The sequence below is a fragment of the Leucobacter sp. Psy1 genome, assembly GCF_020096995.1.
GTDB lineage: Bacteria > Actinomycetota > Actinomycetes > Actinomycetales > Microbacteriaceae > Leucobacter.
In genome coordinates, this window is sequence record NZ_CP083692.1 from 2,935,114 (window position 1) to 2,954,406 (window position 19,293).

Annotated in this window: 21 protein-coding genes; 8 read left to right on the plus strand and 13 right to left on the minus strand. The window is 66.5% G+C overall.

All coding sequences use genetic code 11. The annotated features are described in order from the left end of the window. Positions 1-44: 44 nt before the first annotated feature. The 9 genes from K8P10_RS13870 to K8P10_RS13910 form a co-directional block, all read right to left on the minus strand. Positions 45-2,021 (minus strand): cytochrome c oxidase assembly protein, encoded by a 1,977-nt coding sequence (locus tag K8P10_RS13870; RefSeq protein ID WP_224779481.1) that lies wholly within the window; start codon positions 2,019-2,021, stop codon positions 45-47. A gap of 119 nt (positions 2,022-2,140) precedes the next feature. Continuing rightward, entirely contained in the window at positions 2,141-2,419 is a 279-nt protein-coding gene (locus K8P10_RS13875) for an HU family DNA-binding protein (RefSeq protein ID WP_208236757.1), read from the minus strand. Positions 2,420-2,580: 161 nt separating this feature from the next. After that, positions 2,581-4,011, minus strand: coding sequence for an MFS transporter (locus tag K8P10_RS13880; protein WP_224779482.1), 1,431 nt, complete (start codon positions 4,009-4,011; stop codon positions 2,581-2,583). Positions 4,012-4,066: 55 nt separating this feature from the next. Next, positions 4,067-5,275: a M20 family metallopeptidase gene (locus tag K8P10_RS13885; RefSeq protein WP_224779483.1), complete on the minus strand. Its 1,209-nt coding sequence runs from the start codon at positions 5,273-5,275 to the stop codon at positions 4,067-4,069. A 3-nt stretch (positions 5,276-5,278) separates the two neighbouring features. Next, entirely contained in the window at positions 5,279-6,478 is a 1,200-nt protein-coding gene (locus K8P10_RS13890) for a M24 family metallopeptidase (protein ID WP_224779484.1), read from the minus strand. Positions 6,479-6,800: 322 nt separating this feature from the next. Beyond that, positions 6,801-7,106 (minus strand): 30S ribosomal protein S14, encoded by a 306-nt coding sequence (gene rpsN, locus K8P10_RS13895; RefSeq protein ID WP_208236749.1) that lies wholly within the window; start codon positions 7,104-7,106, stop codon positions 6,801-6,803. Positions 7,107-7,108: 2 nt separating this feature from the next. Beyond that, positions 7,109-7,276, minus strand: coding sequence for a 50S ribosomal protein L33 (gene rpmG / locus K8P10_RS13900; protein WP_200114837.1), 168 nt, complete (start codon positions 7,274-7,276; stop codon positions 7,109-7,111). Then, positions 7,276-7,512 carry a 50S ribosomal protein L28 gene (rpmB, locus tag K8P10_RS13905; protein WP_224779485.1) on the minus strand — a complete coding sequence of 79 codons (237 nt, stop codon included), beginning with the start codon at positions 7,510-7,512 and terminating at the stop codon, positions 7,276-7,278. The genes rpmG and rpmB overlap by 1 nt, the downstream gene beginning before the upstream one ends. A gap of 176 nt (positions 7,513-7,688) precedes the next feature. Further along, the gene (locus K8P10_RS13910) at positions 7,689-8,243 is read right to left on the minus strand and encodes a TetR/AcrR family transcriptional regulator (protein ID WP_224779486.1); all 555 of its coding nucleotides are present in this window, start codon (positions 8,241-8,243) and stop codon (positions 7,689-7,691) included. 56 nt (positions 8,244-8,299) lie between these two features. Between K8P10_RS13910 and K8P10_RS13915 the strand changes: the two genes are divergently transcribed. From K8P10_RS13915 to K8P10_RS13930, 4 genes are all read left to right on the plus strand, one after another. Next, positions 8,300-9,142: an SDR family NAD(P)-dependent oxidoreductase gene (locus tag K8P10_RS13915; RefSeq protein ID WP_224779487.1), complete on the plus strand. Its 843-nt coding sequence runs from the start codon at positions 8,300-8,302 to the stop codon at positions 9,140-9,142. Then, positions 9,139-10,434: a hypothetical protein gene (locus K8P10_RS13920; RefSeq protein ID WP_224779488.1), complete on the plus strand. Its 1,296-nt coding sequence runs from the start codon at positions 9,139-9,141 to the stop codon at positions 10,432-10,434. The genes K8P10_RS13915 and K8P10_RS13920 overlap by 4 nt, the downstream gene beginning before the upstream one ends. 42 nt (positions 10,435-10,476) lie before the next feature. After that, positions 10,477-11,211: a PIG-L deacetylase family protein gene (locus K8P10_RS13925; protein WP_224779489.1), complete on the plus strand. Its 735-nt coding sequence runs from the start codon at positions 10,477-10,479 to the stop codon at positions 11,209-11,211. A 100-nt stretch (positions 11,212-11,311) separates the two neighbouring features. After that, positions 11,312-11,851: an apolipoprotein A1/A4/E family protein gene (locus K8P10_RS13930; protein ID WP_224779490.1), complete on the plus strand. Its 540-nt coding sequence runs from the start codon at positions 11,312-11,314 to the stop codon at positions 11,849-11,851. Positions 11,852-11,860: 9 nt separating this feature from the next. On the opposite strand, the gene K8P10_RS13935 is transcribed toward K8P10_RS13930, so the two are convergent. After that, on the minus strand, positions 11,861-13,144 hold the full coding sequence (locus K8P10_RS13935; RefSeq protein ID WP_224779491.1) for a dicarboxylate/amino acid:cation symporter: 1,284 nt from the start codon (positions 13,142-13,144) through the stop codon (positions 11,861-11,863). 112 nt (positions 13,145-13,256) lie between these two features. Here K8P10_RS13935 and K8P10_RS13940 point away from each other — a divergent pair, with 112 nt between their 5' ends. Further along, positions 13,257-14,054 carry an SGNH/GDSL hydrolase family protein gene (locus K8P10_RS13940; protein ID WP_224779492.1) on the plus strand — a complete coding sequence of 266 codons (798 nt, stop codon included), beginning with the start codon at positions 13,257-13,259 and terminating at the stop codon, positions 14,052-14,054. 39 nt (positions 14,055-14,093) lie between these two features. After that, the gene (locus K8P10_RS13945; RefSeq protein WP_224779493.1) at positions 14,094-14,531 is read left to right on the plus strand and encodes a VOC family protein; all 438 of its coding nucleotides are present in this window, start codon (positions 14,094-14,096) and stop codon (positions 14,529-14,531) included. A gap of 51 nt (positions 14,532-14,582) precedes the next feature. Here the strand turns inward: K8P10_RS13945 and K8P10_RS13950 are convergent, their stop codons facing one another. Beyond that, positions 14,583-15,695: a type I restriction endonuclease gene (locus K8P10_RS13950; RefSeq protein ID WP_224779494.1), complete on the minus strand. Its 1,113-nt coding sequence runs from the start codon at positions 15,693-15,695 to the stop codon at positions 14,583-14,585. Positions 15,696-15,818: 123 nt separating this feature from the next. Between K8P10_RS13950 and K8P10_RS13955 the strand changes: the two genes are divergently transcribed. Beyond that, a complete protein-coding gene (locus tag K8P10_RS13955; protein WP_224779495.1) occupies positions 15,819-16,697 on the plus strand; it encodes an exodeoxyribonuclease III in 879 nt (292 codons plus the stop codon). Here the strand turns inward: K8P10_RS13955 and K8P10_RS13960 are convergent. Then, entirely contained in the window at positions 16,694-17,131 is a 438-nt protein-coding gene (locus K8P10_RS13960; protein WP_224779496.1) for an acyl-CoA thioesterase, read from the minus strand. The two genes, K8P10_RS13955 and K8P10_RS13960, sit on opposite strands and share 4 nt — an antisense overlap. Positions 17,132-17,217: 86 nt before the next feature. On the opposite strand from K8P10_RS13960, the gene K8P10_RS13965 reads away from it, so the two are divergent. After that, positions 17,218-18,651 (plus strand): L-lactate permease, encoded by a 1,434-nt coding sequence (locus K8P10_RS13965; protein WP_224779497.1) that lies wholly within the window; start codon positions 17,218-17,220, stop codon positions 18,649-18,651. Between the two features lie 19 nt (positions 18,652-18,670). Here K8P10_RS13965 and K8P10_RS13970 read toward each other — a convergent pair whose 3' ends face one another. Continuing rightward, the gene (locus K8P10_RS13970; protein WP_224779498.1) at positions 18,671-19,264 is read right to left on the minus strand and encodes a short chain dehydrogenase; all 594 of its coding nucleotides are present in this window, start codon (positions 19,262-19,264) and stop codon (positions 18,671-18,673) included. Positions 19,265-19,293 lie beyond the last annotated feature (29 nt).

The following is a 19,293-nucleotide window of genomic DNA, read 5'->3' on the forward strand; positions in this document are numbered from 1 at the left end:
CGCCATGGCCGTCCGTGCCACGGCCAGCGACCGGTGGCTCCGGCTTACGGCCTACGACGAGCTCGCGCCGCGAGCATATCGTTGTACGCCTGCAGCTCGGCATCGCCGGAGCGGTCCTCGGCTCGGTCCCGTCGCTTCTGCTCCTTGGCGTCGGTGCGCGACCACTGCATCGCGACGATGAGCGCGAGCGCGAGCGTCGGCAACTCGCCGATGCCCCACGCGATGCCTCCGCCGGTGTTCTGGTCCTCGAGCGGCGGCGCACCCCAGGTGCGGCCCATGGCGCCGTACCAGTCGGCGAGGATGAGGTTGTCCCCCGTCATGATGGTGACGCCGAAGAACGCGTGCGAGGCCATCGTCGCGAAGAGCGTGACGATGCGCAGCGGGTACGGGAAGCGGTACGGCACGGGGTCGATCCCGATCATCGACAGGCTGAACAGGTAGCCGGAGATCAGGAAGTGGATGATCATCCACTGGTGCCCGAGATGCTCGACCGCGGCCCACCGCACGATGCCGGTGAAGTAGAAGAGCCAGAGCGAGCCGGCGAAGTTCACGGCAGCGAACGCGGGGTGCGTCACGAGTTTCGAGAACGGGGTCTGCACGCCCCACATGATCCACTCGCGGCCGCCCCACGAGCCGTCTCGTCGCTTCTCGGTTCCGCGGAGGGCGAGGGTGACCGGGGCACCGAGCACCAGCGCGAGCGGAATGAGCATCGTGAACATCATGTGCCCGAGCATGTGGACACTGAAGAGGTACTGCTCGTACGCGTTGAGAGCGCCGTTGGTCGTATAGAAGAGCAGCGCCATGCCGAGCAGCCACGCCACCGTCCGCCCCACCGGCCAGGCGTCGCCGCGGCGTCGCAACCGCCAGACTCCGGCGAGGTAGAGCGCAGCACCGAAGGCGCACACGAGCGTCCAAGCGAGATCGAACTTCCACTCGGTGAAGTAGCTCATCGTCGTCAGCTCGGGCGGCAACGGGTCGCCCGTGAGCCACTCGGCGGGGCTGATGGCTGTTCCCTGATCCCTCGCGGGCTCGAGGGAGACCGGAGTCTCCGTGCGGCCGAGCGCGCCGGCGACGCCGCTGGCAATGCCCATCACCGCGAGCTCGATGGTCACGAACCAGGCGAATGCGCGGCTACCGTTCGCCGTCGCGATGCGCGGAATCAAGCGTCGCCGCTGCAGCGCGCCGAGCACCCCGAGCACCAGCAGCGAGGCGGTCTTCAGCATGACGAGCTGCCCGTAGCCGGTCGTGAACAGCTCGCTCGGCTGCCCGAGGCGGAGCCACGCGCTCACCACACCCGAGGCCGCGACCCCGATGAAGGCGAACAGCGCGAGCGTGGAGTACCGGGCAACGATCTCGGCGAGACGCTTGCGGTCCACCGCGAACGCGATGAACACCAGCACGAGCAGCCCGCCGAGCCACACCGAAGCTCCGACCAGGTGCACGAGCAGCGAGTTCACGGCCTGCGCGTGGCCGGAGGCGCCGGCCGCGTGACCCTGCTGCGCGAGCGGGAGCGCGGTGGCGAGCGCCGCGATGAGCACGACGAGGGTGAGTCTGCGCTCGCGGATCGCGAAGCAGAGCACCGTCGTCACCGCGGCGAGGAGCAACTCGATCAGCCAGAGCGATCCGAGCTCGACCTCGGTGACGAACTGCGCGAGTCCCGCCCCGAACGCAGCGTCTCCGGAGAAGCTGAGCCCCGAGATGTCCACGTAGGTGAACATGAGCACCGCACCGCTCGAGATCGTGAGGGCCGCTGCCGACCCGGCGGCGAAGTCCATGGCGATCCGGGCTTCCCGCTTCTCTGATGCGAGCGCCCACACGGCCATGACGAGCGAGCCGATCAGCCCCGCCATCGAGATATTGACGAGCGTACGGGCGATCGGATTGCCGTAGCGGACCACGGTTCCCGGGTCGAGCAGTGCACGCTCGGCTCCCGCGCCGCCGATCGAGAGACCCGCGATCAGCGCGACGAGGGTAGCGGTCAGCAGCGCAGCGGGTGCGAGGATGCGCAGATGACGAGGCACGGGTTCCAGCCTACGGTGTCCGAGGTGGACGCGCGCTGCGCACCGCTGCCCTTGGCACGCCGAAACGCGACAACCCCCGCCCGGCGGATGCCGGACGGGGGTTGTCGAGAAAAGAGGTCTTACTTGACCGCGCTCTTGAGCTTGGAGCCCACGGAGACCTTGACGCGCTTGCCGGCGGGGATCTCGATGGTCTCACCGGTGCGGGGGTTGCGGCCCGTGCGTGCAGCGGTGGTGGCGGTCTCGAAGGTCAGCCAGCCCGGGATCGACACCTTCTCGCCCGCGGCGACGGTCTCGGACACGGCGGCGAAGAGGCCGTCGACAACGCTCGAAACGGCTGCCTGGCTCTGGCCGGTCTCAGCGGCGATCTTGGCGACGAGCTCGGTCTTGTTCAGTGACATCTCTTGTCCTTTCAAGGCGGCGACCGCTTCGGGTCACGCCTCTGATCGTGTTCTACTGCTCCCCCGGGTGGGCGGAGCGATCGGTTGATCGGTACGAATCTACCTCACACTGGCGGAATTCTGCGGATTTCATTCACAGATTTCTCAGGGAGGTCACCGGATCAGTTGCCGCTTCGCTTCCCGCCGATGAGGTGCTCGCCCTGTGCACGGCGCAGCGCGTCGTCGCTGCCCGGGAGCACGTTGCCGCGGAGCGACCGCCCGGCAGTCTCGTTGAACGTGAGGATCGAAAGGAACCCGATGAGGCCTGCGGCCGCCAGATACCAGCCCGGGATCAGGACATTTCCGGTCGCATCGATGAGCGTCTCGTTCACGGCACCCGCGGTTCCGCCGAAGATCGCGGTGGAGAGGTTGTACCCGATCGCGAAGCCCGAGTACCGGACCGAAGTGGGGAACAGCGCGGGGAGTGTCGCCGAGATGTTCGAGATGACCATCACGAGGAAGAGGCCTAGGAGTCCGATGCCCGCGAGCTGCGCCCAGAGCGTGTCGATCTGGATCAGCATGATGGCCGGCACCGAGAAGATGGTGAAGCCGAGGCTCGCGGCGAGGAGCAGCGGTTTCCGTCCGATCCGATCGGAGAGCGCCCCAAACGGCACGATCACCGCCATCATGATCAGCTGAATGATGACGAGTGCGAAGTTCGCCTCAGCTGCTCCGTGACCGAGCGTGCTCGACAGGTAGCTCGGCATGTAGGTGAGCACCAGGTAGAACGCCACGTTGATGAGGATCACGAAGCCGCCGAGCTTCAGCACCTGGGTCGGGAAGTTCTTCAGCAGGCTCGCCAGTGCGGCGCGCGCCGTCTGCGTCTGACCGGCGTCGGCTCCCGCGACGTCCTCGGTGAAGGTGTCTGGCTCGTCGGTGCTGCGACGGAGCCAGACCGCGATCAGCCCGAGCGGCAGCGTCAGCAGGAACGGCAGACGCCACCAGCCGTCCATCATGCCGTCCTCGCCGACGATCAGGGTCATCGTCGTAACGAGGATCGCGGCTCCCGAGAACCCTGCCAGCGTGCCGAACTCGAGGAACGAACCGTAGAATCCGCGCCGGTTGTCCGGCGCGTGCTCGGCCATGAACACGGCGGCTCCTGCGTACTCGCCGCCGGCTGAGAAGCCCTGCACCATGCGGCACAGCACAAGCAGGAGAGGCGCCCAGGCGCCGGCGGTCTCGTAGGTGGGCAGGATCCCGATCGCGGCCGTCGAGACGCTGATCATCAGGATCGTCGCCATGAGCACCGTCCGGCGCCCCACCCGGTCGCCGAGCGGCCCGAGGATGATGCCGCCGAGCGGGCGCACCAGGAAGGAGATCGCAAATGTCGCGAAGGCGAGGATCCTCGGCATCGCGCTGCCCTGGTCGCCGCCGAAGTCGAAGAACAGCGCCGAGACGTAGATGACGAGATAGCCGTAGACGCCGTAGTCGAACCACTCGATCGCGTTGCCGATGGCCGAACCGGCGACCGACTTCCGAGTTCTGCTGCGCTGCATCGGCGTGAGGTCGATGTCCCGCGTGATGGGCGGCAGCTCAGTGGGTCGTTCGTTCATGATGCCTGCACCTCTTCTCTCCGGGCCCGATTCCGAGCGCTCGATGCGTTGGAGACTAACGCACCTCGGTGTGCTGCAACAGCCTCAGTGCGGTGAGCACGTACGTCTGCGCCGCGATCTCCAGGTGCGCGACGGGCACGAACTCGTCCGGCTGGTGCGCCTGCGTCGTCACGTCTCCAGGGCCGAGGATGATGGTCGGCACCCCGAGCCGTTCGGCGATGAATCCGCCCTCGCACGCCGCGGTCCATCCCGTGGGGCGCCCGGGCGCGCCGAACTGCTGCAGCGCGGTCGCTGCGATCGTCGCGACGGCGGCGTCCGGAGAGGTGCGGAATCCCGGCATCACCATGTCGACCTCCCCGGCGATCTCAATGCGATCGGCGCCCGCGATCGCCGATGTCGCGAGGTCGGCGCGGACGGCGTCGAGGAGCTCATCCAGGATCGCCGCCGGATCCTCACCCGGCATCGTGCGGCGGTCGATCGTGACGGTGCACTGCCGCGGCACCATCGAGGTCCCGCTGCCGCCAGTGATGGTGCCGACGTTCCAGCTGGCGCTGCCCAGCAGGGGGTCGGGATCTGCGGCCCGCGCATCTGCGTGCCGCGCACCGATGAGCTCGATCAGACGGCTCGCCGCGGCGATCGCGCTCGCGCCCTCCTCGGGGCGACCGGCGTGAGCGGAGGCCCCGACGATGTCGACGATCAGGTTGCTCGCGCCCCGGCAGGCGACGACCACGTCGAGATCGGTGGGCTCGGCGACAATGCACGCGATCGCCTCGGGCATGTCGAGAGCGGCGAGGGCCGCGTGAACTCCGGTGGCCCGATCCTCCTCATCGACGGTGCAGAGGAGCTCGAGCCGGATCCCGGGCTCCACCCGGGACACCGCGGCCATCGAGGCGAGCACCGCCGCAAGTCCCCCTTTCATGTCCGTCGCCCCGCGGCCGACGACGCGACCATCATCGACGCGTGGGTCGAAGGGTGCCCCGGTCCACCCCTCCCCCGCTGGCACCACATCGCTGTGACCGAGGAACAGGATGGAGGGTGCGCCCGCGGGGCCCATCGTCGCCCGGAGGTTCTCACGGCCTGGCGCGACCTCCTGCAGCGTGACCTCTGCCCCGTATCGCTCGGCGATCTCCCGCAACCGACGCACCGAGCGCTCCTCGGTCTCGCCCGGGTTCTCCCCGCCAGCACGGATCAAGTCACAGGTGTCCGACACGATGCGGTCGAGATCGAGGTTCGCCAAAGCCTCCAGCTCGGTCTGCGGCACCATCGCTCAGTCACCCCGCACGATCAGGCGACGCGGCGCGTCGGTGAGCACCTCAACGCCGTCCGAGCTCACCCGGATCGTCTCCGACAGCTCATAGCCGTAACCGATCATCCACATGCCCGCGATCATGTGGAACGTCATGTTCTCCTGCAGCTCCGTGGTGTCGTCGGCACGGAGGCTCACCGTGTGCTCGCCCCAGTCCGGCGGATACCCGACGCCCACCGAATACCCGAGTCTCGAGCGCTTCTCAAGACCGTGCTGGGCGATGACGTGCTCCCACGCGAGCACCGGGTCCGCCGCCGTCGCACCCGGACGAATCGCGTCGAGTGCCGCCTGCAGCCCCTCGACGGTCACCTTCGCGACCCGGTCGAGCTCATCGCTCGGCTTGCCGAGGGAGACCGTCCTGGCGAGCGGAGCGTGATATCGGCGGTAGACGCCGGCCAGCTCGATCGACACGCCCTCGTTGCGCACCAGTGGCTTGCCCGTCCACGTGAGGTGCGGGGTGTCCGCGCCCTCGCCGATGGGCAGCATCGGCATGATCGCGGGGTAGTCGCCCTCGCTCCCCGGCACACCCCGCGCCTGCTGCGCAAGGATCAGCGCCGCGAGCTCCGCCTGCGAGACCCCCTCGTCGATCGCCTCGATGCCGACGCGCATCGCTTCGCTCGCGATCTTGCCTGCACGCCGCATGATCTCGACCTCGGTGTCCGATTTCACGAGCCGCACCCAGTTCACCAGCTCATGGCTGTCGACAAGCTCGACACCGGGAATCGCCGCGGACACGGCATCGGCGAACGCGTGGAAGCTGCGCGGCGAGAAGAAGTGGGCATCACCCTCGTACGCGATGCGCCGCGTCCCCGGCACGATCCGGTGCGTCGCGACCAGCTGTTCGGCGCACCAGGTCATGGGGTGGCGATCCTGCTGATGGACGTAGGTCTCGGGGTAGCCGAGCACCCAGCTCGCGCCGACCACGGCCGTGCGGTGCGCGCCGACGGCGTCCATCTCGCGCATCATCAGCGTGACGTCCCCGCCCACAGGAACGTAGAGCGCCTGAGGCATGTAGAAGGACCAGGCGTTATAACCGGTGAGGTAGTAGAGATTCGCCGGATCGACGACGAGGATGCCGTCGAAGCCGCCTCTCACGAGCGCCTCCCGGACTCGGTTGATCCGCGCTTCGTACTCCGCCCGCTGCACCACGATCTCCGCCACGAGACGTCCCCTCTTTCCGCCATTCACCACTCTGCTCTCGGCACTGATCACACGCTATCTTTGCGCGGGGCGCGCACACAATCCTCGGGTGCCGGCCGGGTGCGCGTCGTCGGCCTCTCCCCGTCGCCGTCACCCCGCCCTCGCCACCCGTCGCCGTCAGCTCGAGATCGAGCTTCAGCTCGTCGTATTCCCGGCCCAGCGTCGCGGAGAACCTCGATTTCGAGCCGTGCGTGAGGCCAGGGCCAGGGCCAGGCCGAACCCGGAAACAGCACAGCGGGCGCACCCCCGAGGGGATGCGCCCGCTGTCAGGAAAGCGAGTGGCTTACCAGCTGGACTTCGTGATGCCCGGCAGCTCGCCGCGGTGCGCCATGGCGCGGAACCGCACACGGCTGACGCCGTACTTCGTCAGGACACCGCGGGGGCGGCCGTCGATGACGTCGCGGCTGCGCACGCGCACCGGCGATGCGTCGCGGGGCAGCTTCTGGAGGCCGACGCGCGCGGCCTCGCGGCTCTCGTCCGACCCGTTGGGGTCGATGAGGGCCTTCTTCAGCTCGGCACGACGCTCCGCGTAGCGGGCGACGACAGCCTGGCGCTGCTTGTTCTTGGCAATCATGCTCTTCTTCGCCATGATTAGCGCTCCTCTCGGAAGTCGACGTGCTTGCGGACCACCGGATCGTACTTCTTGAGCACGAGGCGATCAGGGGTGTTGCGACGGTTCTTCTTGGTCACGTACGTGAACCCGGTGCCCGCCGTCGAACGGAGCTTGATGATCGGACGTACGTCCTGCTGCTTTGCCATTAGAGCTTCACCCCACGCTTCTGCAGGTCGGTGACGACGGACTCGATACCACGAGCGTCGATCACCTTGATGCCCTTAGCCGACAGGGTGAGCGTCACCTTGCGGCCGAGCGAGGGCACGTAGTAGGTCTTCTTCTGGATGTTCGGATCGAACCGGCGCTTGGTGCGACGGTGCGAGTGTGAAATGTTGTGACCGAAGCCGGGAACGGCGCCGGTCACCTGGCACACTGCTGCCATGGTGTTTCCTCTCATACCGTGGGATCGGACGACCCCACCCAAGATTTCTTGTCTGCAAGCACCGGTACAACATGCGCTCGCGGTCTGCGCGATGGGACTTCGCACAGCCAAATATCAAGCTTAGACCCGAGACACGCCCGGGCGCAACTCTGTTCCGTCCGGGCAGCTCCGCACGGTCACGCGCGAACGGGAGCAACTGCGCGCACGACCCGTGACGCATGCTCCTCCATCCAGCGATCCTCAAACAGGCGTGTGCCGAGCAACCACCGATGGAAGATAGGTCCGACGAAGAGCTCTGCGGCGTCCTCAGGGCCCGGAACGCCCGCCGCACGAAAACGCTGCGCGATGGCCCGGAGTTGCGGGAGGAGCAGCCCGTCCCGCACGTGGTCGGCGAGGCGCGCATCCGACAGCATCTCAGCGGTCACCGCGCGCAGGAGGCAACCCTGATCCGGATCGAGCAGTTCGTCCACCATCGCCGCCCCCAGGGATCGCAAATCCTCCCAGAGGTCCCCCGAATCGGGCACCACGACCGCCCCGCTTGCATCGAGACTGCGTGCAAGTAGCGCATCGCAGAGAATCGCGCCCGTCGATGGCCAGGTGCGGTAGAGGGTCTGCTTACTGACGCCCGCCCGCTCAGCGATGCCCTCCATAGTGATTGCCGCGACGGGTTGCTCTCGAGCCAGAAACGCGATCGCTTCGTGCACCTTTACCACCGTCGTCCGCCGCGCCATGCACTCACTCTATCCCCAAACGAGACGGAACGTCCAGTTTCCGCTAGGCTGTTCGTATGAGCGACTCAGCGGTCTGGATCATCACAGGAGCGAACGGCGGCCTCGGTCGAGCGCTGACGCTCGCGGCGCTCGACGCTGGACACACCGTGGTGGCGACCGCCAGACACACCGCACACGGGCTCCCGACCCACGACCGCCTCACGGTCGAGCAGCTCGACGTTCGCGATCGGAACGCCGCCCGAGCCCTGGTCGAACGTGCCACCGCCCAGCACGGCGGCGTCGACGTGCTCGTCAACAATGCCGGGTACGGTCTCATCGGCACCGCCGAGGAGGCCAGCGAGGACGACGCTCGCGACATCATCGACACGAACCTGCTGGGTCCGCTCTGGCTCAGCCAGGCAGTCATCCCCGTCATGCGCGACCGCGGATCGGGGCACATCGTGCAGATCTCCACCGTGGGCGCGGTGGGCACCATGCCGACGCTCGGCCTCTACAACGCGAGCAAATGGGGGCTAGAAGGGTTCAGCGAGGCCATGGCCTCCGAAGTCGCGGAGTTCGGCATCCGGGTTTCACTCATCGAGCCAGGGGCGCTCGATACCGACTGGGCCGGTGCCAGCATGCGCTTCAGCGCCCCGAAGCCGCCGTATGACACTCTCAGGACGCGCCTGTTCGGCACGGCCGCAGTGCCGTGGCCGGAGGCCGACGCTGCGAGGGGCGCCGATCCCGCACTCGCCGCGACTGCAATCTTGGCCCACGTCTCTCGGGGTGACGACCGACGACTTCGCGTGCTGTTCGGGGACGACGCCCCCGAACAGGTGGCTGCCGCCCTCGCGGCGCGTCGCGGCGACTATGCGCGTGACCCGCGCTTCACCGCCGCGGAGACTACGCTGGAATCGTGAGCGAACAGCCCCTCCCGAAGACCGAGGCGGCATCGAACGGACGCGCAGCCGGCCATCGCACCGGGAGGCGATGGGGAGCGGTCGCCGCTGCGACCACCGCGATCATCCTGGTCGGCGCCTACTCTGGCGCGGTAGGGCTCGCCCCGCTCCCAGAGTTGCAGCCGACGCTCGCGGTCCCAGCCGAGCAAGAGATCTCGGCCGACGAGACCGCCGTCTCGGCCGTCGCCGACGGTCAGGAGGCACCGAGCGGCGTCGGCTTCGTCGACAGCGCCCTGTCGTGGGCGAGTGACGATGAAACGCACGAGATCGCGAGCCTCACCAAGCTCGTCACCGCACTCGTGGGCCTTGAGGAGCAGCCGATCGCCGCGGGCGAGACGGGTCCCACCTACACCGTGACCGAAGCCGATGACGAGATTCGCGATCGAGTACTCCAGGACAACGGCGTCGTCGAGGATGCGCCGGCGGGTCTCGAGCTCACGGCCCGCCAGATGCTCGAGCTGATCCTGATGCCGTCCGCGAACAACTACGCGATCAGCTACGCCGAGTGGGTGTTCGGCAGCGAAGCCGCGTTCGTCGAGGCCGCTGCGGCGTGGGCCGAGCGGGAGGGCCTGGAGAGCCTGCGCATCGTCGATCCGACAGGACTCTCCGAGCAGAATCTCGCGAGCGCGGCGGACCTCGTGCAGCTCGGGAGACTCGCCCTCGAGCACCCGGTGGTGGCCGAGATCGTCGCCCAGTCCTGGGTGGGCGTTCCCGGCGTCGGGCCCATCGAGAACAGCAATCCGATCCTGGGCGATGAGGGCGTCGTCGGCGTGAAAACGGGGACGACGACAACGGCGGGGTTCAACCTGGTGGCCGCACGAGAGGCGACGGTCGACGGCCGCCCGGTCACGGCGGTCTCAGTGGCGCTCGGCAGAGCTGACGACGACGCCCGTGCCGCCGACTCACGCACCATGCTCGATGAGGCGCTGTCGACGGTGCAGCAGGCGGAACTGCTCACCTCGGGAACGATCGTCGGCAGTGTCGTCGTGTGGGACGGGACCGCAGTCCCGCTCGTGAGCGCAGCGGGTGCCACCGCGGTGCTGATTCCCGGAGAAACCGCGACGCTCACGACCGAGCTCGGCGCACTCTCAGCCGACCCAGCCGGAAGCGTCGTCGGCGGCATCACGGTCGCGACGCCGACGGGGAAGGAACAGGTGCGCGTCGTCACCGACGATGCGGTGGAAGAGCCCGACTTCTGGTGGCGGTTCACCCACCCGGCGATCGTGTTCGGCTGGACGAGTCCTGCTGCGTGAACGCCCCTGGCGTCGTTGAGGATCGGTGTCTACGCTCGATGTATGAGCGCAGCAGCCACCCCGACCCTCGAACCCTTCGACAGTGACGGAGTACGGCGGGTGCTGGTCGTCGTCGCGCATCCCGACGACGCCGAGTACGGCACCTCTGCAGCCGTCGCGCACTGGACCGCTCAGGGAATCGAGGTCGCATATCTTCTTCTGACCGCAGGTGAGGCGGGAATGCAGCGCCCACCAGAAGAAGCGGGCCCGCTCCGCGCCGACGAGCAGCAGAGGGCCTGCGAGACCGTCGGGGTCGAGCGACTCACGATCCTGGATTTTCCGGACGGCACGCTCGAAACCAGCCTGGACCTCCGCCGTGCCATCGCACGGGAGATCCGTGCGTTCGAGCCCGATGCGGTGATCACCGGGTCCGGAGCGCTCTTCGTGCCGTGGGGTATCGATCACGCCGATCATCGGGCGGCCGGGATCGCGACGATCGATGCCGTGCGCGACGCCGACAACCGGTGGGTCTTCCCGGAGCTGCTGCACGATGAGGATCTCGCGCCGTGGGGCGCGACCTGGCTCCTGCTCACCGGCACCGATCCCACGCACTACGTCGCACTTTCCGACGTCGACGTTGACCTCGCAGTCACGTCGCTCGGCTGCCACGAGGCGTACCTCGCCGATCTTCCGGATCACCCGGCGCCCCGGGACTTCATCCCGCAGATGCTCTCGGATCACGGGGAGGCCGCAGGGGTTCGCTACGCGTTCGGCTTCGCGGCCCACCAGCTGCGCTGAGATATTCGCACTTCGTCCACAGCAACTACACCGCCCTACTTGTCCCGAGATGTAGGGATCCGCCCGCTTCGAGTGTTCTCGCCCCGCTAGGGTATGTCACATGGATCTTGCAACTCTCATCACCTCCGCTGTCGGGTTCGGCTCGCTCGGTCTCATGATGCTCAGCGGGAACCGGAGGCTCGAGAAGCGCGTGATCTCGGTGGAGACAGGTGTGACGGGACTCGACCAACGAGTCGCAGGACTCGATCAGCGGGTGGGAGGGCTTGATCAGCGAGTGGGAGGGCTCGACGAGAAAATCGATGCGGTTGATGCGCGGCTCTCCGACAAGATCGACACCGTCACGACGCAGCTGTCCACCAAGATCGATACCGTCGAAACGCGGCTCTGCACCAAGATCGACACCGTAGAAAAACAGCTCTCGGACAAGATCGACACCGTCAAGACGCAGCTGTCCACCAAGACCGACACCGTCGAAACAGCGCTCTCAGTCAAGATCAACACCGTTGACGCGCGGGTCACCGCCGGATTCGCTCATCTCGACCAGAAGATCGACGCCATTGCAACCCACGTGTTCGTACTCGACGAGCGCGTGCACCAGCTCGGGCACTTGCGGTTCCCTACTCGGGTGATGCGGGCGTGAGCACGAAACTCAGGCTTCGCGAGCCTCCGCGGCACCTGGAGCCTCATCGAGTTTCTCGACGACCTCATCGCTCTCATCCTGCGCTTGCGCACCCAGGCGACCTCGCGACAGCTTGTTCAGGATCATCGCGAGCGCACCGTCACCCGTCACATTCGTCGCCGTGCCGAAGCTGTCGAGTGCGATGTATGCCGCGAACATGAGCCCCACCTCGACCTCCCCGAACCCGAGCATCTGCACCAGCAGACCAGCCGCGGCCGCGATTGCGCCACCCGGAACTCCGGGAGCGGCGACCATCATCACACCGAGCATCAGGATGAACGGGAAGTAGCTCGCGAACGACACGTCACCGCCGGTGAGCAGCAGCACCGCGATCGAGAAGCACGTGATCTTCACCATGGACCCCGAGAGGTGGATCGTGGCGCACAGCGGCACCACGAACCCCGCAACCGCGTCCGACACTCCGTTCTTCTTCGCCGAGGCGAGCGTGACCGGGATCGTGGCCGCCGACGACGAGGTGCCCAGTGCGGTGAAGTACGCGTCGCGCATGTTCCACAGCGCCTTGAGTGGATTAGTCCCGGTCATCGCACCCGCGACGGAGTACTGGGCGAGCAGCACGACGAGCGTCAGCGCGAACGAGACGACGACCACGAGCAGGAACTTCGTGACCACCTCGACCGCGGCTCCGCTGTGCGAGAGGTCCGTGAAGATACCGAAGATGAACAGCGGCAGCGCCGGCACGATGATCCGACGAATCAGCGCCTCGATGATCGTGCGGAACTCGACGGCACCGCGGAAGATCACACGACTGTGGAACGCCGTGAGGCCGATCCCCACCACGAACGCGAACACGAGTCCCGACATCACATCCACCACGGGCGCAAGCACGATCTCGGTGGCCGAGTCTCCGGCCTCCGCGACGACCGAGAAATACGGCGAGAAGGCCGACGCCCCATCACCGCCGAGAGAGATCATGCCCCCACCCGACAGTGACGGCGGGAAGAGCCACCGGCTTACGAAGTAGGCGAGGAGACCGGCGAGGACCGTCGAACCGTAGGCGACCCCCGCGGTGATCCCCAGCCACTTGCCCGCGCCCTTGCCGAGCTCGGCGATGGCCGGGGTGACCAATCCGACGATGATTAGAGGCACCGCGAATCCGAGGAACCCGGAGAAGATCGAGTTGTAGGTGAGGAAGGCGTTGCCGAGCCACTGCGGCATCACGGGTCCCGTGACAATACCGAGGACGATCGCGACGATGACCCACCCGAGCAGGGGGATCCTCCGGAGGAGATGCATGTGAGCCCTTCGTTCCGACGCGTTCCTGAGACCGTGCCTCGCGTCCCGGCCATGGTAAGCGCTCCGTGAGTCACGAACCAACTGCGCGGTGCTGCCCGGTTAGGGTGGAGAGGTGGCAGAGGATCGCAAGCGGATCAGGTTCGTCGCTATCGGCGACAGTTTCACCGAGGGTGTCGGCGATGAGCAGCCCGACGGCTCCGTGCGGGGCTGGGCGGATCTCGTCGCGCAGGGGATCGCCGACGCCGAAGGCGAGCAGGTTCAGTACGCGAACCTCGCGATCCGGGGCAAGCTCCTCGGGCCGATCATCGCCGAACAGCTCGAACCTGCGATTGCCCTCCAGCCGACGCTCGTTACTCTCAACGGTGGCGGCAACGACCTGCTGCGACCCGGCACGAACATTCCGCAGATCTGCGATGCCATCGAACTCGCACTCCGCCGCATCATGGACGGCGGCGCACGCCCGGTGCTGCTCGCGGGTCCGAACCCGACGGGCGGGCTTCCCCGCGGCGAGCGCATTCGCGCCAAGGGTGATGCGCTCTTGCGCGCCACCGCCGATCTCGCAAAGCGGCTGGACGTGACCTATGTCGACAACTGGAGCGACCGCGCACTGCCTCAGCGACAGTTCTGGTCGACCGACCGCCTCCACCTCGCACCTGTCGGGCACCATCGCGTCGCCGCGAACGTACTCCGCGGACTCGGGTACACGCATCCGGAAGACTGGATGCTCGATGCCGAACCTACCCCGCCGCCCTCACGTCGGGACCAGCTTCGATACACCCGGGAGCATGTGCTCCCATGGGTGAAACGGCGTTTGACGGGCCGCTCGAGCGGTGACGGCCGGTCTGCCAAGTTCGCGGACTGGGTGACGGTCGAGCCGCGTCGTGCAGCGGGAGCGGACCCGACCGGCTGAACCGTGGACGCTTACACAGCGCGGGGGTACGATCCGGGCATGAACATCAGACTGGAGAATGTCGGGATCGCCGTCCGCGACATCGAGGCGGCGATCGCGTTCTTCACCGACCTCGGGCTCACCGTTCTCGGTCGTGACACCGTGAGTGGTGAGTGGGCGGACACGGCGGTCGGGCTCGAGGGCAACCACGCCCGCATCGCCGTGCTGCAGACACCCGACGGTCACGGGCAGATCGAACTCTTCGAGTACATCCATCCCGACGCGATCGAGACGGAACCGACGCTGCCCAACGAGATCGGCATGCACCGCGTCGCGTTCTCGGTCGACGACATCGATGCCGCGCTCGAGATCGCAGCGAAGCACGGCTGCTACCCGATCCGGGGCGTCGCCAACTATCAAGACGTCTATAAGCTGACGTACCTCCGAGGCCCGAGCGGAATCATCGTGATGTTCGCGGAGGATCTGACGAAGCACTGAGTGGGGCTCGTCGCCGGCGGGACCATAGTTCGGGAAGGCGAGGATTCGCCTCTAGTCATAGTTATGAACCGTCGCGCGGATATGGTCAGCGTACTCGTAGATCTCTTCCAGGCCCTCGATCGGGTGCCGAGTCTCATTCTTTTCCCTATCGAACAGGCCGAGATACTTCTGCGATGTGTTGAACCAAAGGCGGACGATGGGCTTCCGGTTGTTGTCATCGAGCAGAATAGCGAAATAGGTCTGTCCGTCTCTGTGCGCGATACGGGAGGGCGCGACTTCACTGCATGCGATAGCTCGCACAATCTGGTAACCCTCGAGCTCTTCGAGAGTCGTTTCAATACCGTCCTTCTTCTCCGAGCCCGCTGCCTCGACCGACGCCTCAGCGACATGCTCACTCGCTTCGGGGGAGGTCACTGAAGTGTTGTCATTGCTCAGCCCCACAGGTCCACCAAGAGCCGCCTTCAGTCTGTCGTTGACCCGATCCCCGAGAAATTGCGTCATCGCCTTCGCCACCAACCCGGAGAACTGTTCCCTCACCCGCTGAGTGATCGCACCCTCATAGACTCTCGCCGTCAACGCCTTCACCCAGTCCGCATCCGGAGCGGCGAACTGAGCAGACAAGACCCGCTTGAGCTCACCGACATACTTCAGTTCCTCGGCCGCGTTGATGATCGAATCGAGATCGAATGCGTCTTTCGCCAGCTTGTTGAGCTCTGGAACATGCGCTGAATCGAGATCCGACACCTTGATCATCAAGAAGGGCTTCTCGTCCATCTTGTTCGGAGCATCAAGATCGGTGAAGAAGTGATAATCATCTCCGTTCGTCAGCACTGCGATCCGAGCGTGAGCGACCGCGAAGTAGCGAAAGAGCTGAGACGCATGTTTGACATCCAGCTTCGCACCGACATGCTTGCATTCGATGAGGATCTGCACGTCGCCGTCTTTGACGATCGCGTAGTCGATCTTCTCCCCCTTCTTAATACCGACGTCCGCCGTGAACTCGGGGATGACCTCGTTCGGGTTGAATACGTCGTAACCGAGGACGAGGGAGATGAACGGCATCACGAACGCGTTCTTCGTCGCTTCTTCCGTCTCGATATTCCCGCGCTGGTGCTCAAGTTTCGTTGCAAGACTATTCAGTCGCTCGCGGATTTCCGTAGACATACACACTCCTTCGTGTGGGTAGAGACGCAGTCTTTCCGAGCCTATTCGAGATGTGTCCGACAACAAGTGCTGGAAAGTAACCGATCGATCACGACTCAGGCGCTCCCCCGCTACGCTGGATCTATGCGCATCGCCACTTGGAACGTGAACTCCATTCGCACTCGCGTCGGTCGCGTCGTGGACTGGTTGGTGCGCGACGACATCGACGTGCTGGCGATGCAGGAGATCAAGTGCCGGCCCGATCAGTTCCCAATCGAGGAGTTCGCGCGCGCCGGTTACCAGGTCGAGATCCACGGGCTCAACCAGTGGAACGGTGTCGCGTTCGCGAGTCGGCACGAGATGACCGATGTGGCGACGAGCTTCCCCGGCATGCCGGGTTTCGGTAAGCCGATCAAGGGCCAGGAGGGTGTGCAGGGCGTGGATGATGCGGGCGAGCCACTCGAAGCGCGCGCGCTCGGGGTGACGGTCGGCGACCTCCGCCTCTGGAGCCTGTACGTGCCGAACGGGCGCTCGCTCGACGACCCGCACTTCGACTACAAGCTGCGCTGGCTCGAGGCGCTCCGCGCGAACGCGGAGTCGTGGCTCGATGAGGATCCGGATCTGCCGCTCGCCCTCATGGGCGACTGGAACATCGCTCCGCTCGAGAGCGACATGGCGGACCCGAGCTTCGAGGTCGGCCGCACGACCCACGTCTCCCCCGATGAGAGATCGCTGTTCGCATCGTTCGAGTCGACGGTGACCGACGTGGTGCGTCCGATCGCGCCTGAGGGGTTCACCTTCTGGGACTACAAGGCGGGGCGCTTCCAGAAGAACGAGGGCATGCGCATCGACTTCATCATGGGCTCTCGCGCGTTCGCCGACGCGGTGACGGGCGCAGAGATCGCACGCGACGAGCGGAAGGGCGACGGTCCGAGCGATCACGTGCCGGTCGTGGCCGACATCGATCCGTCACTGCTCGCCGACACCTTCGACGATGACGACGACCGCCCGATGGTCTTCTAGTCCTCGAGCACGACGGGCACGCGGTCGCGCCGGTACGTGATGCTCGTGTAGCCGTGCGGAGCCGGGGCGCCGTCGTCACCGATGTTCACGAACACGATCTTCTCGATGGTCAGGATCGTCTTGCGCGTGATCATGTTCCGCACCACCGCCCGCATCGTGATCGAGGTGCGGCCGAACGCCACGGCGGTCAGCCCCATCTCGAGCAGGTCGCCCTGCAGTGCTGAAGACTCGAAGCTGATCTCCGAGATGAACTTCGTGACGACCTTCGGGTTGCCCAGTTGGAGGATCGCGTAGATGGCGGCCTCCTCATCGATCCAGCGGAGCAGACTGCCTCCGAAGAGGGTGCCGTGGGCATTGAGATCCTCCGGTTTCACCCACTTGCGCGTGTAGAAGTTGATGCCGTTGTCATGGTTCGATCGCGGTTCGCTCGTCACAGCTCCGAGTGTACGGGCCGTGTGTTTCGAGTCCGCGTCACGAGCGTGGCAGCGGCGTATCGACTGGGGAGTAGGCTGGGAACCTCGTGACCTCTGTGAACCTTCTCCTCGCGGCACTGCCGATTCTGACCCTCATCGGGCTGCTCGCATTCCGTGTCGCACCGTTGCCGGCGGTGCTGGTGACGCTGGCGGTGACGGTGATTCTGAGCTTCCGTTTTCCGCTGGGGATCAGCGAGCTCTCCGAGCTCGGCTCCCGGTTCGGCGGGGTCACCATCACCCTCGCGCTGATCATGCTGGGCGGGATCATCCTGTCCGAGATGCTGCGCGCATCGGGCGCCCAGGAGCTCATCAGCCTCTGGTTGAACTCGGCGGCGCAGACCCGTGAGCGAGCGATCCTCCTCCTCGGTTTCGCGGTGACGCCGTTCGTGGAGTCCATCATCGGCTGGGGCGTCGGCATCATCGTGGGCGTGCCGCTCCTCATGCGCGCGGGCCTCGACACGACGCGTGCGGCGACGGTATCGCTGCTCGGACTGACGCTGTGCCCGTGGGGTTCGCTGGGGCCCGGCCTGCTCCTCATCCAGAGCATGAGCGAACTGCCCATCCACGAACTGGGGTTCTGGATCGCCATCTGCAACCTGCCCGTTCTGGTCGTCATGGGCGTGACCATCACCATCGTCGGCGTCGAACGCGGACGGCGGCAGCGCGCGTTCATCGAGCTCGCGATCACCATCGCGGTGATGTGGCCGGTGCTCCTGGTCACCAACCTGTGGCTCGCCCCAGCACTCGCCGGAGTGTTCACGGCGGGTGCCGGAGTACTGGCGCTGCTCGCGCTCGCGCGGTTCACCGGTCCGCTGCCGCGCATGTCACGGGCCACGCTGCGTTCGTTCTCTCCCTACGCCGTGCTGGTCGGCGCCATGCTCGCGGTCATCGGCCTCTCGAACGTGCTCGATCTCGGCGGGTTCGAGGCGGTGCTCACCAATCCGGGATTGTGGCTCGTCGTCACGGCCCTGGTCGCCCCGCTGCTCGTGCGTCTCTCGCGCGCGGAGATCCTGCCGGTACTGAAGCGCGGCATGCGCACCTTCGCGCCCGTCTGCTTCGTCACGGTCCTGTTCGTGCTCTTCGGTGGCCTGCTCTCAGTGAACGGGATGGGAGGCACGCTCGCGGCGGGGGCAGCGAGCCTCGGATTCGGGTTCCTCCTCGTGATGCCCGCTGTCGGCACACTTGCGGGCTATCTCACCGGGTCGAACACGTCCGCCGGCGCGCTGCTCGCGCTCGGCACGACGCACGCCACCACGGCGATCGGCGCGAACCCGCTGCTCGCCCTGGGCGCGCAGACCGCCGGCGTCGGTGCAGCGGTCATGGCGTCGCCTGCCCGAGTCGCGCTTGCGGTCTCCCTCGCGAACTCGATGCGCACCGTCGAAGAGCCCGCGGCCGACCTGCGCACCGCCGCCGGGATCACAATCCTCGCGAACCTCGGAGTGATCGCGCTGCTCACGCCTGTCGTCGCCCTGCTCGCCTGACCGCCCGCGAGCGCCGCATTTACTCGGCTCGATACACCCGACCCGTGGCGTTCCCCTCGATGGAGCGCAGGAACGCCAGGCCGACCCGGTAGTCGCTGACGGGTTCGAAGCCGGGGAAGGTGTCGTGGTACCCGGTGGCAGAGGCAAGCACGGTGGGGCTCACGGCGTTCAGCCGGATCCCGCGCGGCAGTTCCCCTCCTGCCGAGATGACGTACGATTCGATCGCGCCGTTCGCCATCGCCGCCGCCGCTCCGGTCGGCAGGGGCTCCCTGGCCAGGATCCCGGACGTCAGGGTGAACGACCCTCCGTCCCTGACGTGCTCCAACCCGATGCGGACGAGATTGATCTGGCTCAGCACCTTGCCGGTGAAGGCTGCCTGGAGATCCTCGGGAGTCAGCTCGGTCGCCGGAGCGAAGGGCGCCGATCCGAAGGCCGAGACGACCGCCTCGAACGTTCCCAGCTCCGCGAACGCGCGCGAGATCGAGTCGGGATCGAGCAGGTCGACGCTCGGGGTCGAGCTGCGGCTCACCCCGACGACCTCGTGCTTCGCGCGCAGCGCTTCGGTCGCCGCGGTCCCGACATGCCCGCTCGCACCGACGATCAGAATTCTCATATTTGCCCCCTCGTGATGTGTGACGGATC

Bases quoted from the DNA above. Each gene is read 5' to 3' on its own strand.
- rpmG (WP_200114837.1), bottom strand. From the start codon at position 7,276: ATGGCAAAGCAGCAGGACGTACGTCCGATCATCAAGCTCCGTTCGACG.
- rpmB (WP_224779485.1), bottom strand. From the start codon at position 7,512: ATGGCAGCAGTGTGCCAGGTGACCGGCGCCGTTCCCGGCTTCGGTCAC.
- K8P10_RS13910 (WP_224779486.1), bottom strand. From the start codon at position 8,243: ATGGCGCGGCGGACGACGGTGGTAAAGGTGCACGAAGCGATCGCGTTT.
- K8P10_RS13925 (WP_224779489.1), top strand. From the start codon at position 10,477: ATGAGCGCAGCAGCCACCCCGACCCTCGAACCCTTCGACAGTGACGGA.
- K8P10_RS13875 (WP_208236757.1), bottom strand. From the start codon at position 2,419: ATGTCACTGAACAAGACCGAGCTCGTCGCCAAGATCGCCGCTGAGACC.
- K8P10_RS13880 (WP_224779482.1), bottom strand. From the start codon at position 4,011: ATGAACGAACGACCCACTGAGCTGCCGCCCATCACGCGGGACATCGAC.
- K8P10_RS13970 (WP_224779498.1), bottom strand. From the start codon at position 19,264: ATGAGAATTCTGATCGTCGGTGCGAGCGGGCATGTCGGGACCGCGGCG.
- K8P10_RS13945 (WP_224779493.1), top strand. From the start codon at position 14,094: ATGAACATCAGACTGGAGAATGTCGGGATCGCCGTCCGCGACATCGAG.
- K8P10_RS13955 (WP_224779495.1), top strand. From the start codon at position 15,819: ATGCGCATCGCCACTTGGAACGTGAACTCCATTCGCACTCGCGTCGGT.
- K8P10_RS13915 (WP_224779487.1), top strand. From the start codon at position 8,300: ATGAGCGACTCAGCGGTCTGGATCATCACAGGAGCGAACGGCGGCCTC.
- K8P10_RS13950 (WP_224779494.1), bottom strand. From the start codon at position 15,695: ATGTCTACGGAAATCCGCGAGCGACTGAATAGTCTTGCAACGAAACTT.
- K8P10_RS13935 (WP_224779491.1), bottom strand. From the start codon at position 13,144: ATGCATCTCCTCCGGAGGATCCCCCTGCTCGGGTGGGTCATCGTCGCG.
- rpsN (WP_208236749.1), bottom strand. From the start codon at position 7,106: ATGGCGAAGAAGAGCATGATTGCCAAGAACAAGCAGCGCCAGGCTGTC.
- K8P10_RS13885 (WP_224779483.1), bottom strand. From the start codon at position 5,275: ATGGTGCCGCAGACCGAGCTGGAGGCTTTGGCGAACCTCGATCTCGAC.
- K8P10_RS13930 (WP_224779490.1), top strand. From the start codon at position 11,312: ATGGATCTTGCAACTCTCATCACCTCCGCTGTCGGGTTCGGCTCGCTC.